Source organism: Kocuria himachalensis (genome assembly GCF_054784195.1).
Map to the genome: position 1 here is coordinate 48,525 of NZ_BAAGPL010000009.1, position 18,203 is coordinate 66,727.

At 69.6% G+C, this 18,203-nt stretch carries 15 protein-coding genes; 5 read left to right on the plus strand and 10 right to left on the minus strand.

What is annotated here, in order from left to right:
- Positions 1 to 187 precede the first annotated feature (187 nt).
- Positions 188 to 1,027 carry a sucrase ferredoxin gene (locus tag ACYVM4_RS07035; RefSeq protein ID WP_460668181.1) on the minus strand — a complete coding sequence of 280 codons (840 nt, stop codon included), beginning with the start codon at positions 1,025 to 1,027 and terminating at the stop codon, positions 188 to 190.
- A gap of 67 nt (positions 1,028 to 1,094) precedes the next feature.
- The gene (locus ACYVM4_RS07040) at positions 1,095 to 2,300 is read right to left on the minus strand and encodes a cupin domain-containing protein (protein WP_460668073.1); all 1,206 of its coding nucleotides are present in this window, start codon (positions 2,298 to 2,300) and stop codon (positions 1,095 to 1,097) included.
- 80 nt (positions 2,301 to 2,380) lie between these two features.
- On the opposite strand from ACYVM4_RS07040, the gene ACYVM4_RS07045 reads away from it, so the two are divergent.
- Entirely contained in the window at positions 2,381 to 2,725 is a 345-nt protein-coding gene (locus ACYVM4_RS07045; RefSeq protein WP_460668074.1) for a hypothetical protein, read from the plus strand.
- 185 nt (positions 2,726 to 2,910) lie between these two features.
- On the opposite strand, the gene ACYVM4_RS07050 is transcribed toward ACYVM4_RS07045, so the two are convergent.
- Genes ACYVM4_RS07050 through ACYVM4_RS07060 form a run of 3 tightly spaced genes read right to left on the minus strand, consistent with a single transcriptional unit; the run spans position 2,911 to position 6,226 of the window.
- Positions 2,911 to 3,813 (minus strand): AraC family transcriptional regulator, encoded by a 903-nt coding sequence (locus tag ACYVM4_RS07050; RefSeq protein ID WP_460668075.1) that lies wholly within the window; start codon positions 3,811 to 3,813, stop codon positions 2,911 to 2,913.
- A 2-nt stretch (positions 3,814 to 3,815) separates the two neighbouring features.
- Positions 3,816 to 4,931, minus strand: coding sequence for an NAD(P)-dependent alcohol dehydrogenase (locus ACYVM4_RS07055; protein WP_460668076.1), 1,116 nt, complete (start codon positions 4,929 to 4,931; stop codon positions 3,816 to 3,818).
- Positions 4,932 to 4,945: 14 nt separating this feature from the next.
- A complete protein-coding gene (locus ACYVM4_RS07060; RefSeq protein WP_460668077.1) occupies positions 4,946 to 6,226 on the minus strand; it encodes an MFS transporter in 1,281 nt (426 codons plus the stop codon).
- 303 nt (positions 6,227 to 6,529) lie between these two features.
- On the opposite strand from ACYVM4_RS07060, the gene ACYVM4_RS07065 reads away from it, so the two are divergent.
- Positions 6,530 to 9,739, plus strand: a complete 3,210-nt coding sequence (locus ACYVM4_RS07065) for a DUF3427 domain-containing protein (RefSeq protein WP_460668078.1) — start codon at positions 6,530 to 6,532, stop codon at positions 9,737 to 9,739.
- Here the strand turns inward: ACYVM4_RS07065 and ACYVM4_RS07070 are convergent.
- Positions 9,736 to 10,842: a zinc-binding dehydrogenase gene (locus ACYVM4_RS07070; protein ID WP_460668079.1), complete on the minus strand. Its 1,107-nt coding sequence runs from the start codon at positions 10,840 to 10,842 to the stop codon at positions 9,736 to 9,738. The two genes, ACYVM4_RS07065 and ACYVM4_RS07070, sit on opposite strands and share 4 nt — an antisense overlap.
- A 157-nt stretch (positions 10,843 to 10,999) precedes the next feature.
- Here ACYVM4_RS07070 and ACYVM4_RS07075 point away from each other — a divergent pair, with 157 nt between their 5' ends.
- A complete protein-coding gene (locus tag ACYVM4_RS07075) occupies positions 11,000 to 11,296 on the plus strand; it encodes a hypothetical protein (RefSeq protein WP_460668182.1) in 297 nt (98 codons plus the stop codon).
- Positions 11,297 to 11,362: 66 nt separating this feature from the next.
- On the opposite strand, the gene ACYVM4_RS07080 is transcribed toward ACYVM4_RS07075, so the two are convergent.
- Together ACYVM4_RS07080 and ACYVM4_RS07085 are read right to left on the minus strand one after the other, a co-directional pair.
- Positions 11,363 to 12,433, minus strand: coding sequence for a lysostaphin resistance A-like protein (locus tag ACYVM4_RS07080; protein ID WP_460668080.1), 1,071 nt, complete (start codon positions 12,431 to 12,433; stop codon positions 11,363 to 11,365).
- A gap of 49 nt (positions 12,434 to 12,482) precedes the next feature.
- Positions 12,483 to 13,559: an aldo/keto reductase gene (locus tag ACYVM4_RS07085; RefSeq protein ID WP_460668081.1), complete on the minus strand. Its 1,077-nt coding sequence runs from the start codon at positions 13,557 to 13,559 to the stop codon at positions 12,483 to 12,485.
- Positions 13,560 to 13,900: 341 nt separating this feature from the next.
- Here ACYVM4_RS07085 and ACYVM4_RS07090 point away from each other — a divergent pair, with 341 nt between their 5' ends.
- Positions 13,901 to 14,539 carry an NAD(P)-dependent oxidoreductase gene (locus ACYVM4_RS07090; protein ID WP_460668082.1) on the plus strand — a complete coding sequence of 213 codons (639 nt, stop codon included), beginning with the start codon at positions 13,901 to 13,903 and terminating at the stop codon, positions 14,537 to 14,539.
- Positions 14,540 to 14,697: 158 nt separating this feature from the next.
- On the opposite strand, the gene ACYVM4_RS07095 is transcribed toward ACYVM4_RS07090, so the two are convergent.
- Positions 14,698 to 15,459: a GAF and ANTAR domain-containing protein gene (locus ACYVM4_RS07095; protein WP_460668083.1), complete on the minus strand. Its 762-nt coding sequence runs from the start codon at positions 15,457 to 15,459 to the stop codon at positions 14,698 to 14,700.
- Between the two features lie 228 nt (positions 15,460 to 15,687).
- Complete coding sequence (locus ACYVM4_RS07100) at positions 15,688 to 16,599, minus strand: LysR family transcriptional regulator (RefSeq protein ID WP_368821917.1); 912 nt, start codon at positions 16,597 to 16,599, stop codon at positions 15,688 to 15,690.
- A 178-nt stretch (positions 16,600 to 16,777) separates the two neighbouring features.
- Between ACYVM4_RS07100 and ACYVM4_RS07105 the strand changes: the two genes are divergently transcribed.
- Positions 16,778 to 18,175 (plus strand): MFS transporter, encoded by a 1,398-nt coding sequence (locus tag ACYVM4_RS07105; protein ID WP_460668084.1) that lies wholly within the window; start codon positions 16,778 to 16,780, stop codon positions 18,173 to 18,175.
- The last annotated feature ends 28 nt before the right edge of the window (positions 18,176 to 18,203 follow it).

Below are 18,203 nucleotides of genomic sequence, written 5' to 3' on the forward strand. Positions count from 1 at the left end.
TGGGGCAGGTCAGCGGGAACGGTCGCCGGGGGTCGGAGTTCGAGCCTAGCGCGGTGGCACCGCCGGGTGAAGGCCGGCCACCGGGGGCGTCCACGACACCGCGGTCCTCATCGCCCCCGCCCCCGCCACGGCCACGGCCACGGCCACGGCCACGGCCAGAGTGCCATGCCCTCGCTCGCCCTGTTCGTCAGACGACGCGGATCGCGGTGAGCTCGTAGACCTGGGCCGAGCTCGTCGCCGGTCCGTGGCAGGTCAGCTGATGCGGCGGGGCGGCGTGGGACCGCAGTTCGACGTCGATGAGGCCCGGCCGGGGTGGGCGGCCGATCAGACGCATCCGCCAGCAGTCGCCGTCGCGAACCGACTCGGTGACCGTGTAATCGTGCCGGCCGGCCGGGCCGAAGCGTTCGAGCGCGGCCGCGACAGCGGCCTGCTGGGGTGGGAAGAGATCGGTGTACCCGCGCAGGTGCTCCGCGTGCACACGGCCGGCCAGATGCTCCTCGATCGTGGTGACGGCTGACTCCGCGTCGAGTCCTCCGTAGTAGACGCCGTCCGGGGCCACGACGACGTTGGCGGCGAACCGGTCACCGCCGACATGCGAGCACTCCCAGACCAGCCCCGGCCAGCGCTCGCTCAGGGCACGTCCCACGGGCCGTCCGCGCACCGCACAGCAGGGATCGTGCTGACCGTGGGCGCAGACCAGGAGGACCGGTGGATGGCCGGTCTCACCGGGGACGCCGAGGGCCGTGGCGATCTCCGCGAGGTCCTCGTCGCGGCGCCACGTTCCCCAGTGCTGACGATCGACGCCGGAGCTGTCCTGGCGCAGCACCGCCCACCGGCTGGTACCCTCACGGCTGCGGCGGCCGTGTCGCCGGACCAGGAGCACTCGCGCCCGCGCTGCCTGCGCGGCGGAGAACACGAGGGCCTTGGTCTCGGGCTCCAGATCCAGGCCGTCGAAACCGTTGACGGGCCAGGCGCCTCGGTACTCGATGAGGACCCACACCACGCCGCGCGGCGCGGTGCCCGCCATCGGGTCGCCGCGCCCCCGGGCTCCGTCGGCGCACCAGAAGCGGCACGAGGCATTCACGGTGGCGGTGTCACTGGTCACAGGGAACAAGGACCCCCGCCCGCAGCAGTCGTTCGACGAGCTCGAGGCCGAGCTCGCCCGCGGTGTGCACCTCGCCGTCGAGCAGGCACGAGACGGACGGCAGATCGGCGTCCGGGAAGTCGAGCCACCCCACGCGCGTGCTCAGCCGAGGACCCTCCAGCCGAGCCTCCAGCGCACCGCGCAGCCGCACGGGGGACCCGGGGTCCAGGTCCTGGACGGCGGCGAGCTGGGCCAGCGGTCCCAGCGGGGCCGGGCGCCCCTGCCCTCGGCGGGTGCGGTGGAACCGCGGGGCGGGATCGGCTTCGGCGAGCGCGGCCACCAGGCGCTCGCGGACGGTGCCGAGCTCCCCGTCCGGTCCGTCGACACCCACGGGCAGGGACCGGCGCATCGCGGGATCCTCGGCCAGCAGCGCCAGCGCCTCCTGGACGAGCTGCTCGGCCAGGCCGTGGCGGGTCCAGGTGTGGATCCCGAGAGTGAGGTGGATGGAGACGGCCCCCTGCGCCTGGGCTGCGTGCAGCCAGCCGCGCGGCAGGTAGAGGGCGTCGCCGGGTTCGAGCACCACGTCGAGATGCGCCTCGCCCTTCGCGGCCTCGGCCACGGCGGAGCGGCGGTCGGTCCATGGCTGGTCCCGCAGCGGGTCCGGGTGCACCGGCTCGTGGAGGACCCAGCGCTTCGTCCCCTCGATCTGCAGGACGAAGACGTCGTGGACGTCGTAGTGGTCGTCGAACCCGCGGTTCTGCGGCGGGGTGATGTAGGCGTTGGCCTGCACCGGGTGCCCGAGCTCGCCGCTCAGTGCGGCGCTGAAGTCCGCGACCGGCTCCCAGGTGCGGTGCAGGGCCTGCAGCACGAGCGTGGCGCCGTCGGCGAACTTCCGCCACAGCGCGGTGTCGTCGAGCTGATCCGCAATGGTGGCGCCGACACCGGCGGTCGAGGTGAAGGACGAGTCGGGGAACGTCGACCCGTCCTTGGCGACGCGCAGGAAGGGTGTGCGCAGTCCACGGCGCGAGATCAGCTCGTCGACGGCCTCGGCGGAGAACAGATCGGAGAAGCCGCCCGCCCGGCGCGTGAGCAGCGGCTCCCGGCCCCAGACGTCACGGGCGAACCGCTCCCGGCCGATGTCGATCAGACGGGTCTCCAGGACCCCGGCGCCACCAGGGGCGCCGGGGTCCTGCCCGTCAGCACGGACGGCGTCCACTCTCAGAGGCCTCGTGCTCCGGCTTCTCCGTCGGCGCCGCCATCGGCACCACCGTCAGCGCCGCCGTCCGCGCCGCCGTCGTGGACGCCCGGAGTGCCGGCCGCTCCACCGTCAGCGGGGCCCTCGGCGCCACCGTCGGCACCGCCGTCGTGAACACCAGGGGTGCCGGCCGCTCCACCGTCGGCCGGGCCCTCGGCTCCGCTGTCGGCACCGCCATCGGCGCCGCCGTCCGCGCCACCGTCGTGCACGCCAGGGGTGCCGGCCGCTCCACCGTCAGCGGGGCCTTCGGCGCCGCTGTCGGCGCCGCCATCGGCACCGCCGTCCTGAATGCCCGAGGCACCGAAGGCTCCGCCGTCGGCGGGACCTTCCGTCTGGTTCGGATCCTGCTGTGCATCAGTCATGTTGACCTCCCAAATTTCGAGTGACCGGGCTGAAACAGGCACCCGGTCACCAGGACAGGCGATGCGTGAGCAGCACCGCCCAAGTCGAGGCTATCCGGGCAGCGCGGACGAGGGAACAGCCCTCACGTCCCCGGCTCTCAGGGAACCCGGACAAGGACCGGCGTGGCGTGCACCGTTTCCATCCAGCGCACGACGGCGACGTGCCGCCCTCACAGCTGGTCGATCCGCCGGTAGCGGGACGGCGTGGTGCCCGTGGTGGCCCGGAAGTGCCGGTTGAAGTTGGAGAGGTTGGTGAAGCCCACCCGGTAGCAGATGTCCGAGACCGGCAGGTCGGTGCCGCGCAGCAGCCGGCAGGCCTCGGTGAGCCGCATCCGGGTGACCGTGCGGTTGAAGCCGACGCCGGTGGCCTTGGCGAAGAGCCTCGAGAAGGCGTCCCGGCTCAGCCCCACGGCCTCGGCCACGTCCGGGACGAGCATCCGACCGTCGAGGTGCTCGGTGATGTAGCCCAGCGCCCGGTTGAAGACCTCGGCCTCGGCGGCGTCCAGCCGGTAGGAGCCGCCGTGGCTGTCCAGGTAGCGGCGCTCCGCCTCCGGGGAGTCGGCGAGGATCCCCAGCAGCTCGGCCACAGCGGCCAGCCGCCGGAGACCGAACGTGCCGTTCACCGCCTCCATCGCCGCGGCGCCCTGGACGGCGCTGCGGCCGGAGAACTCGATGCCCCGGGCCGCGGCCGCCAGCAGCGGGCGCAGGGCCTCGAGCTCGGGCAGCGTCCCGGCGGCGGCGAAGAACCGCTCCTGGTCGAACTGGAGCACGGCGTCCCGGTGGCGGACCACGGCGTCGTCGTCGCGGTGGGAGATCCAGTTGTGCGGCAGGAAGGAGCCCATGAGGCTGAGGTGGCCGGGGCCGAAGGGCCCGGCCCAGTCGCCGGCCATCACCGTCCCGGAGGACTCCCGGATCAGGTGCACCTCCACCTCGGGGTGGTAGTGCCAGCGGGCCAGGGGGTGGGGCCAGTCGTGCTGGTGCCACCGCACGGAGCTCGACGGGTCCGGGATCACCAGTTCCCGGACCGGGGAGGTGGGCTCCTCCGGCGTCGTGCTCCGTGCGGCGGCAGCCACGGTCAGGCCCCGGCCACGCGGATCTGGATCTTCGTGTCGGTGGGCCGGCCCTCGGCGCCGCGCTCGAACGCGGCCACCGCTGCGGCGAACGGATAGGTGGCGCTGATCAGGGCGCCCAGGTCCACGGCCGGGGACGCGGCGAGCTCGATGGCCCGCTGGTACGAGTTGGCGTAGCGGAACACCGTCTCGATCCGCAGCTCCCGGGCCTGCGCGGCGGCGACGTCCAGCGGCACCGGGTCCACGGGAATGCCGACCAGGACCACGGTCCCGCCGGGCGCGGGGATCTCCCACAGGTTCCCGAAGACGTGCGGGCTGCCGCTGGCCTCGAACACCACGTCTGCGCCCCACCCGTCGGTGGCCTCCCGCACCGCCTCGCCGAGGTCCTGGCGGGAGACGTCCACGGCGTGGATGGTCGGGTAGGCCTCGATCTTGGCGAACTTCTCCGGCGCCACGTCCGAGATGTACACGCGGGACGCGCCGCTCGCGGCGGCCGCGATGGCGGTGAGCACCCCGATGGTGCCGGCGCCCACCACCACGACGACGTCGCCCGGCGCCAGACCGGCCTTGGTCACCGCGTGCACCGCCACGGCGAAGGGCTCGATCAGGGCGCCCTCCTCCAGCGAGAGCTGCTCGGGGAGCCTATAGGTGAAGTCGGCGGGGTGGATGATCTCGGGCTGCAGGCAGCCGTCCACCGGGGGTGTGGCCCAGAACTGCACGTCCGGGTCCACGTTGTACATGCCCAGGCGCGCGGCCCGGGAGCGCGGGTTGGGAATGCCCGGCTCCATGCAGACCCGGTCCCCCACGGCCAGGTGGTCCACGCCCTCCCCCACCTCCAGCACCGTGCCGGAGGCCTCGTGCCCGAGGACCATGGGGTTCTCGACGACGTAGGGGCCGATCCGCCCGTGCGTGAAGTAGTGGACGTCGCTGCCACAGATGCCCACGGTGTGCACGCTGATGCGCACCTCGCCGGGGCCCACCGGGCGCAGCCCCGGGACGGGCCGGACCTGGATCTCGTGCTGGCGTTCGAGGACGACGGCGTCCATGCTGCTCTCCTGGATGCTCGGGGACTTCGCGGCGGTGGTCGTGGGGTGCGGGGTGGTGAGCGTGGTGGGGTTCATGATCTCAGGTCCTTTCAGGCGGCCATGGCGAGGCGGTCGCGGCGCGGGAGCATCCGGCCGTCCTCGGTGGTGAGGCCGGGCTGGGGCGGGTGGATGAAGAAGGTGGTGAGGGTGCCGAGGAGCATCAGGCCGGCGAAGACCCAGCACACCCCGATCGGGCCGAGGACGGGCAGCAGCAGGGTGGCGATGCCGGGGCCGAGGAACGTGGTCAGCCCGGAGGCGAGGTTGTGGGCGGAGATCGCCGCGCCGCGGTGCTCGGGGGCCAGGGCTGGAAAGATGGCGCCCATCGGGACGAACGCGGTGACGGACAGGGCGAAGAGCACGGCGGCCCCGATCATCGCCGGGAAGCTGGGGCCGAACCACACCGGGACGTAGGCGAAGGCGAGGACCGCAAGCGCCATGCCGCCGAAGCCGAACCAGCGCATCTGGCGCATCCAGCCGTAGCGGTCGCCGAGCCGGCCCCAGACGATGTTGGCGCCGATGGTGATGGTGTTCATGATCGCCCACAGCATCATCCACTCGGGCAGGGTGAACCAGGACTCACCGCCGATCTCGCCGGTGGTCAGGTACAGCGGCATCATCATCGGGAACGCGTAGAGGGTGAGGTTGCACAGCACCCGGATGACCACGGAGAGCGCGATCTGCCGGTTCTCCACCAGGATGGTCACGCCGCGCAGCAGCTCGCGGGTGCGCTCCGCGCCGTGCAGCTTCTGGGAGAGGTCCGTCTCGGGCGGGGCGCCGGGGACCAGGAAGGCGCACATCAGGGTGCCGGCCGCCACGAAGGGCAGGGACATCCACAGGGTGGCGTACTCGCCGATGACGGGGACCAGGAGGCTGGGCACGTAGGCGCCCATCACCCCGATGCCCAGCGAGAAGGACGCCCAGAACCAGCCCATGGCCGAAGCCAGGCGGCTGGGGTGCACCGACTGCGCGATGAGCACCACGAACGAGTACATGAACAGCGGGTAGGCGACCCCGCGCAGGGCGTAGATGAGGATCGTGCCGAGCACGCTCTCCAGTCCCACGGTGAGGAACAGGACGTGCAGCACCATCCAGAGCACGCCGCCGAGGACCATGAGGCGCTTGGCGCCGACGACCTCGGCCAGCACGCCGGTGGTCCACGCCGAGATGGCGACCACCAGGCCGTAGACGGTGAAGACGAGGCCGGCCTGGGTGGGCGTGAAGCCGTTCTCGACGAGGAAGCGGGACAGGAACGTGAGCTCAAAACCATCACCGGTCATGAAGACGGCGAGGGCGAGATAGCCGAAGAGCAGGCGGCGGGGCATGCCGAACATGCGGGTACTCCTTCGTGGACACCAAGGGGAAGGCACCTGGCGAGCAGAAGAGCGGGCGGCCGGTGCGCGATGTCCTCAACGCTACGGAGGTGTGACGCGGGACACTAGCCGATTAATCCGACGTAGATTGATACTTCTATGCACATGTGGGTGCGTCTTTGTAGGACTTAGAAGCCCTCCCCGACCCAGCCAAAGCTCCGAGCCACGCAACCCGGCAGGTCGACGCAACTTCTGGCACGACGCGTCACGTCTACTGATGCCGCGCTCATCAATCCGTGACGTCGGCGACCTTAGGCTGCCACTATGGGTCAATCGCAAAATGCCAACGTCGACCGTCTTTCCCCCGGCCTGTATGAGCTCCTGGAAGACTCCGTGTTGGCGACGAAACTTACGGAGTTGCCGGACGGCTGTGCCGCTCTCGACACCGTAGACCCGGCTGACACCCCTCACGTTCTCGCGCGCTATCTCAACGACCGCATTCTGTTCCACTTAGAGTCCATACCCGCTGCTTCTCGTGTGGACGAAGCCAATCGCATCCTGGCAGCCCTTAACGATGGAATGCGGGATCCGGCGTGCATCGGCGAAGGTCCGCGGCAGCTCGTGGCGATTGCGCCGACGACTAAGGCCGCGGCACGAAAGCCAGCAACTCCGCTATCTGACGCGGCCCTACTGACCAATACACCGCATGAGCCGCAGGTCGGGCGTGAGATCGCCAAGGAGCTCGAAAGCGCCGATCGCGTGGATCTTCTCATTGCCTTCGTCAAGTGGTCGGGTTTGCACGTGATGGACAAGGAGCTTCAATCTCTGAAGGACCGGGGCATCCCGTTCCGCGTACTGACGACCGTCTACATGGGCGCCAGCGATGCCAAAGCGATCAATGCGCTGGCGCGGAAATACGGTGCAGAGATTCGAGTCAGTTACGAGACCCGGAATACACGCCTACACGCCAAAGCCTGGATGTTCCATCGCAACAGCGGCTTCAGCACGGCGTATGTGGGAAGCTCGAATCTCTCCCATTCAGCGATGCTGGATGGTGTGGAATGGAACGTTCGGCTGTCATCCATTGCCACCCCTGCCCTTCTTCAGAAGTTCGAGGCAACGTTCGACAGTTACTGGGCATCGGAATCGTTCGAGCCGTACGATCCCGTATCAGACCACGAGCGTCTGGAGGCAGCCCTCGCGCAGTGTGGTGGACGCATTGGCAAAGACGTGTCCATCGCCAACGTGGATGTACGTCCCTACCCCTACCAAGCCCAGATGCTGCAAGAGCTAGAAGCCGAGCGAATCATTCACGACCGCCACCGCAATCTCATCGTCGCGGCTACTGGCACGGGGAAGACCATCGTCGCCGCGTTGGATTTTCGCCGCCTTCAGGAAGCGTCTGCCGACGAACTGTCCCTGCTCTTCGTGGCGCATCGACGGGAGATTTTGGAGCAAGCGCAAAAGACCTACGCCACAGTGCTCCGAGATGGGGCATTCGGGGAGCTCATGGTGGACGGTCAGCGGCCGGTTCGTGGCAAGCACGTCTTCGCTTCAATTCAATCCCTCAACCAGAGAAACCTCGACAACTATTCGTCCGACGCCTTTGACATCGTTGTCATTGATGAGTTCCACCACGCCGACGCCCCGACCTACCAGAAAATTATCGGGCACTTCCGGCCGACGGAACTATTAGGACTCACCGCGACTCCAGAACGGGGCGATGGCGTCGATGTCGCACAGAAGTTCTTTGATGGACGCATCGCCAGTGAGCTACGCCTATGGGACGCCCTTGACCAACAACTATTGACACCGTTCCACTACTTCGGCATCTCAGACGGCGTCGATCTGGCCTCACTCCAGTTCCGTCGCGGCCGATACGAGGACACGGAACTGGATGCCGTGTACACGGGCAACGACGCCCGCACCGCCAAGGTGCTTCAAGCACTGAATGACAAGGTACTAGATCCTCACGACATGAAAGCCATCGGCTTCTGTGTCTCCATTAAGCACGCCCAGTACATGGCTCGAAAGTTCACTGAGGCGGGCATGCCCTCCTCTGCCCTGTCGGGCGAAAGCTCCAGTGACGAACGGCGAACCGCGCTCAAAGCGCTCCAACGCGGAGAACTTCGGGCCGTCTTCGCCGTTGATCTTTTCAACGAGGGACTCGACATTCCGCAGGTCGACACCATCCTCATGCTGCGGCCGACACAGTCGTCAACGCTGTTTCTGCAGCAACTGGGACGCGGCCTACGCATTGCCCCCGACAAACCCGTGCTGACCGTTTTGGATTTCATTGGTTTCCAGCACCGAGATTTTCGGTTCGACCTCAAGTACCGGGCCATTACTGGGTCGAGCCGGACCCGACTGGCGAAAGACCTCGAGGATGGCTTCCCCTTCCTGCCTTCGGGAACGCAGATTGTCTTCGACACTGTTGCTCAATCAGTCGTTCTCGACAATGTGAAGCGCCAGCTCCGCCTGACCACCCGACAGGTTGTCGAGGAGATCAAGGACCTAGCCTCGCAGCAGACGGCGCCCGAGTCGTACACGCTGCGCCAGTACCTTTCAGACTCGATGTCCGAAGCCTCGGATATCTACCGGAGAAGCAAGTACAACGATCGTCCGACGACCTGGAACACTCTTCGGCGTGCCAGCGGACTCATCCCGGACGTTGTGTGGCCCAAGGCGGATCGGGAAGTTGAACTCCTCAGGTTGTTGCAGCGCGCGAAGGCATTCCTTTATGTGGACGACCCTGCTCGTCTTCGGGCCTACGAGGCTCTCCTTCAGCCAGAGGCGCCGACAATGTCGTCCCTGTCGCTCAGCGAGCAGCGCATAGCCCGCATGCTCTACTACTCCTTTTGGCCACTGGGCCCGAATAGCGGTGGCCCAGAAGACCTCGACAGTGGACTGCAGCTTCTTCGCTCGCACGAGATTTTGCGTAGCGAGCTGTCGCAACTCATCGACGTCACGGCAGACAGTGCCCGCAACCTTCCGCAGCCGCTGGGGCATGACTACTCCGACATTCCTCTGCAGACCCATGCGCACTACAGCCGCGAGGAACTCCTTGCCGGCCTGGGCATGGGCGAGGAAGGCCAACGCACTCCGGGCACTGTTCGCGAGGGTGTGTCCTGGATTCCGTCGTCACGCTGTGAGGCTCTCCTCGTCACCCTGCACAAATCGGAGAAGGACTTCTCGCCCAACACCATGTATAAGGACTACGCGATCTCTGAGACGCTCTTCCACTGGGAGTCACAGAATCAGGCGACTCCCTCATCCACGGCGGGACAGCGGTATCAACATCATTCCGCCCAAGAAAGCCACATCATGTTGTTTGCTCGCGAATCCGCTACCCAAGATGCAGGAACCGCTCCGTATATCTTCCTAGGCCCGGTGGACTATGTGTCTCACCAGGGCTCCAAGCCCATGTCAATTATTTGGCGCTTACGACGTCCAATGCCGACCACGGTATTCACATCAGCCAGTACCGTTGCGCCGGCTGGAGCCCTGAGCAGGGATATTGGAGGCATTGCCTAAAACTCGATGACCTGCCGCACCGCTCGCCCCGCGTCCAGCTCGTCCATCGCCTCGTTGATCTGGTCCAGCTGGATGTGGGAGGTGATGAGCTTTTCCAGGGGCAGCACGCCGTCCCGCCACATCTGCTCGTACTTGGGGATGTCCACCGCCGGCACGGCGGAGCCGAGGTAGCTGCCGATGATCTGGCGGGCCTCGGCGGTGATCTTCAGCGGCTCGATCTGGGACATGGCGCCGGGCGCCGGCAGGCCCACGGTGACGGTCACCCCGCCCACGGCGGTGGCGTTGAAGGCGGTCTCGAACGCCCGGGGGTGCCCGGCGGCCTCGATGACCACGCGGGGCTTGTCCTCGAGCGCCACGAGCTCGTCCGGGGTGAGGGCCTCGTCCGCGCCGAACTCTTTCGCCAGCTCCAGCTTCTCGGCGAGCGCGTCCACGGCGATCACACGGCGGCAGCCCACGGCCTTGGCGACCAGCACCGCGGCGAGTCCTACGCCGCCGAGGCCGACCACGGCCACGGCGTCGTCGGGGACGGCCTGTGCCGCGTTGATGACGGCCCCTCCCCCGGTGAGCACCGCGCAGCCCATGACGGCCGCGATGGCGGCCGGGACGTCCTCGCCCACGGGCACCACGGAGCGGCGGTCCACCACGGCGTGGGTGGCGAACCCGGAGACCCCCAGGTGGTGGTAAACGTTTCCGCGGGTCTCGGAGGTGAGGTGCTGGGAGCCCTCGATGAGGGTGCCCGAGGCGTTGGCCTTCGAGCCGACCGTGCACGGCAGCAGCCCCTCGGTCTTGCACGCGGCGCACCCGCCGCAGCGCGGCAGGAACGCCATGACCACATGCTGGCCCACGGCCAGGTCCGTGACCTCGGCACCCACGTGCTCGACGACGCCCGCGGCCTCGTGCCCCAGCAGCATCGGCAGGGGCCGCGGCCGGTTGCCGTTGACCACGGAGAGGTCGGAGTGGCACACCCCGGCGGCCGTGATCCGCACCCGCAGCTCGGTGGGCCCGGGCTCGCCGAGCTCGAGCTCCTCGACGCGCAACGGCTGCGACTCGGCGTACGGGGCGGAGGCCTCCATGGTCTCCAGGACGGCTCCACGAATCTTCACGACGACCTCCGGTGTTCGGTGCACGGGTGTGACGCCGTTCACCGTACCCTCTGCTCCACCGGTACACGGGGACCATGATCGTCATCTGCCCGCCGCCCCGGCCGCACGGACTTAAACTGGGAGTCCGGGGGGGGTCACATCCCAAGGAGAGTGCGTGATGGCCTTCATCCAGCTGATCGAATACACCACCTCGAAGCCGGATCAGGTGGCCGAGGTCTACACGGAATGGGAGCAGGCCTCGCAAGGAGAGCGAACGGCTCGCCGTGCCGTGTCGACGAGAGACCGCAACGATCCGAACCGCTACTGCGACATTGTCTTCTTCGACTCCTACGAGTCCGCCATGGAGAACTCCCAGCTCCCGCAGACCCAGGAGTACGCCGGGAAGCTGCGCGAGCTCATGGACGGGGAGCCCACGTTCCGCGACCTCGACGTCGTGGAGGACCGCGAGCTGTAGCCGACCGGCTCAGGGCCGGTGGGCCTCACCCACCGGCCCTGCCTTTCCCTGGGGGACAGAGCGGCCTCAGGCCGTCACCGGCGGAACGGCCCGGCGCTGCAGTCCCCGCCACCGGCCGAGGCCGATGAGGATCGCCGCCATGGCGGCAATGACGGCCATCGGCGCCAGCATGAACGGGCCGCCCACACCGGCCGAGCGGTCCATCCCCTCGCTCATCTGTCCCGTGGACGCGGACACCAGGAACAGCATCACGTTGTTCGCCGCGTGCACGAGCGAGGCCGCCTCGAGCCCACCGGTGAACTGGGTCAGCAGCGACATCGCGATCCCGAACACCAGGTAGTAGGCGATGAGCCACCCGTCCGTGGCGAAGTGCGCCAGGGAGAACAGCACCGCGCTCACCAGGGTGCCGAGCACGAAGGACGGCACGGCCCCGGAGACCCACGAGCCGGCCGCGCGCTGGATGACGCCCCGGAACATGTACTCCTCGGACGCCGCCTGCAGGGGTGTGGTCAGCAGGACGATCGCGAGGAAGGCCCAGGCGGTCGCGTCCAGGACGATCGGCCCCGGTGTCTCGATGAGGACGATGACCGCCACGTAGGCCACGAACAGCGGGACGACGACGACGGACGCCCGCCCCAGCCAGTCCCACCGGAAACGGCCGGCCACCGCGTGGAGCGTGCCGACCGGCTGCCGGTGCAGGTACCGGTGCAGGACCACCGCGACGGCGGCCGAGGCGATCAGCGACAGGTTGGTCGCCAGCAGCAGCGCCGGCGTCAGGGTGATCTGCCCCCTCCCCAGCTCCTCCAGGGTGGTGCTGCCCAGCAGGAGGTCGACCAGCGTGCCGCCGAAGGACAGCGCGATCGAGAACAGGGCGATCGCCGCGCCGAGGGCCAGGATGCTGACCAGCCCCTTCCACCAGCGGTTCCCTGGCGTGCGGTAGAACTCGGAGTGGGTGAGCGGTGCCGTCGTCGTCGGAACGCCCGGGGGTGGAACGGCGCCTCGCGGCGGGACGTGGTGCGGGGCCGGCGCGCCCGGCCGCCCGGCGGGCGGGCCGGGGTGTCCGGCGCCCGGGGGAACGTGCGGGCCGGGCCCGCCGGTCTGCCAGGGAGCCGGTCGTCGCGGAGGGTGCGAGGTCATTTCCACAGAATAGTTCTCGGGACCGACCGCGAGCCGCCGCGAGCGGCGGTCAGCCCTGGTCCTCCCCGAGGACGTGGCTCCGCTGCTCGGCGTAGAACTCCGCTTCCGCGGGCTCGGGCCGGTCCTGGCCGTTGAGCAGCCGGTGCCACAGCGGGTAGTACGCGGGCAGCTGCGACGCCCTGGTGATGCGGTCCCGGGCCTCCTGCGGCAGCGTCAGCTCGGCGGCGGCGAGGTCCTCCGTGAGGTGCTCGAACCTGCGCGCGGCGATCACGGTCCCGGCGATGCCCGGGCGGCCCAGGATCCAGGAGATCACCACCTGGGGGATCGACCAGCCGAGCTCCCCGGCGATCTCGTCGAACAGCTCGATGAGGTCGTAGGCGCGCTCCCGGTCCACCACGTGGGGCTCGGGCCAGCCGGTGCCCTGGCGGGTGTCGGACGGGGTCTCGGCGCCGCGGCGGACCTTGCCGTTGAGCAGCCCCTCGCCCAGCGGGCTCCAGCCGTAGGTCGCGACCCCGAGGTCCCGGGCGGCCGGGACGATCTCGTACTCGATCTCCCGGGCCTCCGGCGTGTAGTAGGCCTGGTGGGCGATTGGGCCCTCGAGACCGGCCGCCCGGGCCTCGTACACCGTCTTGGCCAGCTGCCACCCGTTGTAGTTGGAGACGCCCCAGTACCGGATCTTCCCGGCCCGGATCAGCTCGGTGGCGGTGGCGATGGTCTCGGTGACCGGGGTCTGCCCGTCCCACTGGTGGAGGTAGAGCAGGTCGAGGTGGTCGGTCCTCAGCCGCTTCAGGCTGTCCTCGACGGCGCGGGTCAGGTGGATCCGGCCGGCGCCGCCGTCGTTCGGGCCGTCCCCGGTGGGGGTCCGCGCCTTGGAGGTGAGGACGACGTCGTTCCGTTTGCTCCCCAGGACCTCGCCCAGGACCCGCTCGGCGTCCCCGCCCGAGTACAGGTTGGCGGTGTCGATGAAGTTCACGCCGCGGTCCAGGGCCGCGTCGATCTGTCGCTTCGCCTCGTCCGGGCCGAGCCCCGCGATCTTCTCGAACCCTCCGCCGGAGCCGAAGGGGATGGTGCCCAGGGCCAGCCGGGAGACGTAGAGACCGGAACTGCCGAGTCGGGTGTACTCCATGGGGCGAACTCCTCTGGTCGTGGTCGTGCGACAGGGTCGTTCCCGAGCGTACGGGGGCCGGACGGGCAGCGCTGCCCGCGGGACTCCCGGAGCACCGTCACCGACGACGGATCCGCGGACGGGACCCCCGGCCGGCAGGGCACCGGCAGTGGTTTGACCGCGCTGACCTGCGCCGTCGTCTAGGCTGGACCCCGGCCGAACAGCTGGCCATGACGTCTCCCGCGGAGGTTTCCTGTCATGAGCGCTGCCCTGTTCCCTGCCGTCCCGCCTGATCTGTCCGGTGCGCGCGCCACCTCCGGCCGCGAGCCCGGTCTCCCGTCTCCGGCCACGGGGTCCGTCCGGTGAGGGTCGTGGTCTTCGGCGCCGACACCCTCCTGGGACGCGAGGTCGTCACCGATCTCATCTTCCGCGGCCACCTGGTGACCGCGGTGGCCGCGGCCCACCCGTGGGTGCCGCAGGAGTGGGTGGACCGTGTGGTGCTGCGCACCGGCGACCCGCTCGACGCCGGCCTGGTGGACGATCTCGCCGCCGGCCACGAGGTCTTCGTCGACGCCCTCGGTGACTGCCGCGGCGGACGCGCCCTGGAGCGCTCCGCGGCGGCCACCCGGGAGATCGCCGCGGGCATGCAGCGGCACGGCCGGCTGCGCTACATCGGGCTGCGCCCGGACGTGCTGCTGGAGCCGGCGAGTCGCCGGCTCGGGTGGCGCAGCGCCCTGCGGCTGCTGGCGCTGGGCTGCTGCCCCCGGACCCGGCAGGCGGTGGCCTCGGCGTTCGAGACGGTGGCGCGTTCTCCGCTGAGCTGGACGGTGGTGCGCTGCCCGGGCCTCACCCATGGTCCCCCGCGCGGGGTGCGGCAGGTGGGGATGACCCACCGGGACAGTGTGGGCCCCTCCCTCACCCGTGCCGATGCAGCGCGGTTCCTGGCCGCCCAGGTGCTGGAGACCAACTACATCTGCGCGGCGCCGGCGATCAGCAACTGAGGCCCGGGACTCGGGCCTCAGGGCTCGGGGCTCGGGGCTCGGGCGAGCACCACCTCGGCCGCCCCGGGGTCCACGGACCCCGTCAGCACCAGGCCGGGCTCGGCCGCACCCTCCCGGACCGGCCCTGACCTCCCCCGGTGCGGCCGGTCCGGGCGCGATCATCCTCCGGAGCCGGGCAGGATGCCGGTGGTGGCCAGCTGTTCGGCGACCTCGCGCAGCTTGACGTGGGTCCGGGAGCTGGCGGCGCTCAGCAGCAGGAAGGCCTGCTGATCGGTGACCTTGTGGCGTTCCATCAGGATGCCCTTGGCGCGTCCGATCACGTCCCGGGCGGCCAGGGCGTCCTCGAGATTGAGGATCCGCTTGGCGTCGGCGAAGGCCACCGCCGCGTGGACGGCGACCAGCCGGCCGATCTCCTCCGACTCGGCGTCGAAGGCACCGGCTTCGGCCCCGAAGAGATTCAACGCCCCGAGGTTGTCGGCCTCCACGTACAGCTGGAAGGACAGCATCGATGCCGCGCCGACCGCGGCGGCGGCCGGGGCGAAGGTCGGCCACCGGTCCTCGTGAGCGACATCGGGCACCCGCACGGTGCACTGGTGCCAGATCGCGTCCAGGCACGGGCCCTCCCCCATCGCCTCCTGCAGTCGGTCCACCCTGACCGGCAGGTCGCTGGAGTGTGCGTGCGAGCGGATCCTCCGGCGGTGCTCGACCACGGAGATCGACGCGGCCGCCGTGCCGGGGATCAGGTCCAGGGCCGCGGCCACGATCGTGTCCAGGGTCTGCTCGAAGCCGGTCCCCTGCTGCAGGACCCGAGCCAGGTCCCCGAGCTGATCGGCCCGCCCTCCTGCCGCGCCCGCGCCCGGCACCCGGGCCGGTCCCCCGCCGGCGGGTACGCGCTGCAGTGGCGGCGTGGTTGCGTCCATGCGCCCAGTCTTCCGCACGATCCGCCGGCCCACCACCGGGCCGGAAGAGCTATCCCCTGCTCACCCCGGTCGCCGGTGCCTGCTGGTCAGGGCGGCCGCGAGGCGTGCCCGGCACCGCCGCAGGGACAGCACGGACAGTGCGGACAGCAGCCGTGCCGCGCCCGGGCACCGCCCCGGACCCGGCCCCGCTCGCCTCCGCCGCACGGGGCAGGAACCCGGCTCGAGCTCTCACGGGGAGTGACGCGGAGCGGCGATGAGCTCCTCCTTCATGTCGGCCACGGCCGCGCGGATCGCCGTCATGACGGCCTGCACGGCGGGCCGGCGCAGCAGGTCGGCGCGCGAGACCACCCAGTACTCCACGGGGAACCACAGCTCCTCCGGGAAGAGCCGCACCAGGTCCCCGGTGCGCTCGGCGAGATAGCAGGGCAGCAGCCCGACGCCCGCGCCCGCGCGGGTGAGCTCCACGTGCACCACCGAGGACGTCGCGCCCACGCCCTGGCGCATCCGCGGGAACCGCCGGCGCGGGATGTCCAGCTCGGCGACGTCCTGCATGGAGTCCACGAAGTAGATGAGCGGGTGCTCCTGCACCTGGTCGGGCGTGCGGATGGGCGGGTGGGCGCCGAGGTAGTCCCGCGAGGCGTAGACGCCCAGGGAGTAGTCGGCCAGGTGGAAGGCCTCCTTGCGGGAGACCTCCGGACGCCCGACGACCACCTCCAGGTCGATGCCCACCGGATTGGTCTGCGCCCGCCGGGCCGCGTTGATCATCTCCAGCCGCACCCCGGGGTGGTCCTCGATGAGCCGCCGCATGGCCGCGCCCATCACCACGCCGCCGAAGCCGTCCGGGGCCAGCGCCCGCACCACGCCGTTGATGGAGTTGCCGCGTCCGCCCGCGCCGAGCGGGAGGGAACCCATGGCGGCCTCGATCTCCTCGCCGGCGGCCACGAACTTCCGGCCGAGCTCGCTGGGCTCCCACATCTCCCCGGTGCGCACGAGCAGCCGGGCACCCACGATCTTCTCGAGCGCGGCCATCCGCCGCGACACGGTCGTGTGACTGAGCCCGAGATCCGCGGCGGCGCCGGCGTAGGAGCCGTGGCGGACCACCGCGAGCAGGAGCAGGAGGTCGTCGGCACCGTGCGACAAGGGGGAACTCCTCCGAACGACTGGACCGGCCCCCGGGGAACGCACACGACCGGGCGGTATGTGCATTTTTGCACAGGCACCGCGAGCGCATGGTCATTGTGAAGCGCAACACAAATCCGCAGACTGTAGGCAAACAATGTGACTACAGTCACCGTTTCCCCAGCAGGAGGAGAGTTCCATGAGCACTGAGGACAGGGTCGCCGCCTCGGCGGACCCGAACGACTCGCCCGAGAACCGGGGCGGGCTGAAGAAGGTCGTGGCGGCGTCGATGGCCGGCACGGTCGTGGAGTGGTACGAGTTCTTCCTCTTCGCCACCGCGTCCACCCTGGTCTTCGGCCAGCTGTTCTTCGTGGACACCGGCAACCCGCTGGACGGCATCCTCAAGGCGTTCCTGATCTACGCGGTCGGCTTCATCGCCCGCCCGCTGGGCGGCATCGTCTTCGGCCACTTCGGCGACAAGTACGGGCGCAAGCACCTGCTGCAGATCTCGATCGTGATGGTCGGCGCCGCCACGTTCCTGATGGGCTGCCTGCCCGGCTACGACCAGGTCGGCTACTGGGCCGCGGCGATGCTCGTGGTGCTGCGCTTCGTGCAGGGCTTCGCGGTGGGCGGCGAGTGGGGCGGGGCCGTCCTGCTCGTGGCCGAGCACTCCCCCAACAAGGAGCGCGGCTTCTGGTCCAGCTTTCCGCAGGCCGCCGTGCCGCTGGGCAACCTGCTGGCCACCGTCGTGCTGCTCACCCTGTCCTTCACGCTCTCCGAGGAGGCATTCCTCTCCTGGGGCTGGCGCGTGGGCTTCTGGCTCTCGATCGTCATCGTGGCCATCGGCTACTACATCCGCACCCACGTGACGGACGCCGCGATCTTCAAGGAGGCCCAGAAGGAGGTCCTCGAGGAGAAGTCCGCCGCCTACGGCGTGGGCGAGGTCTTCCGCCGCTACCCCCGCGGCGTCTTCGGCGCCATGGGCCTGCGCTTCGCGGAGAACATCCTCTACTACGTGGTGGTCACCTTCTCGATCACCTACCTGTCCACCCAGCGGGACGTCGACACCAGCCGGATCCTGCTCCTGCTCCTGATCGCCCACGTGATCCACGCGATCTGCGTGCCGCTCGTCGGCCGGGCCACCGACAAGGTGGGCCGCCGCCCGATGTACGCCGCGGGCGCCTTCCTCGGCATCTTCTGGGCGTTCATCGCCTTCCCGATGTTCGACACCGACAACAGCTTCATCATCCTGGCGGCCATCACCATCGGCCTGATGATCCACGCGCTCATGTACGCCGGGCAGCCGGCCATCATGGCCGAGATGTTCCCCACCCGGATGCGCTACTCGGGCGTCTCCCTGGGTTACCAGGTGACCTCGATCGTGGCCGGCTCGCTGGCCCCGATCATCGCGACCGCCCTGCTGCGCGAGTTCAACTCCTGGGTGCCGATCGCCATCTACATCGCCATCGCCTGCCTCATCACCCTGTTCTCGGTGTGGACGCTGCGCGAGACCAAGGGCATCTCCCTCCAGGACGTCGACGCCGAGGACCGGCGCCGGCTCTCCGAGGAGAAGTCCGTCCGGGACCGGACTTCCTGATTCCCGCCATCAGCACCCACTTGCGCCC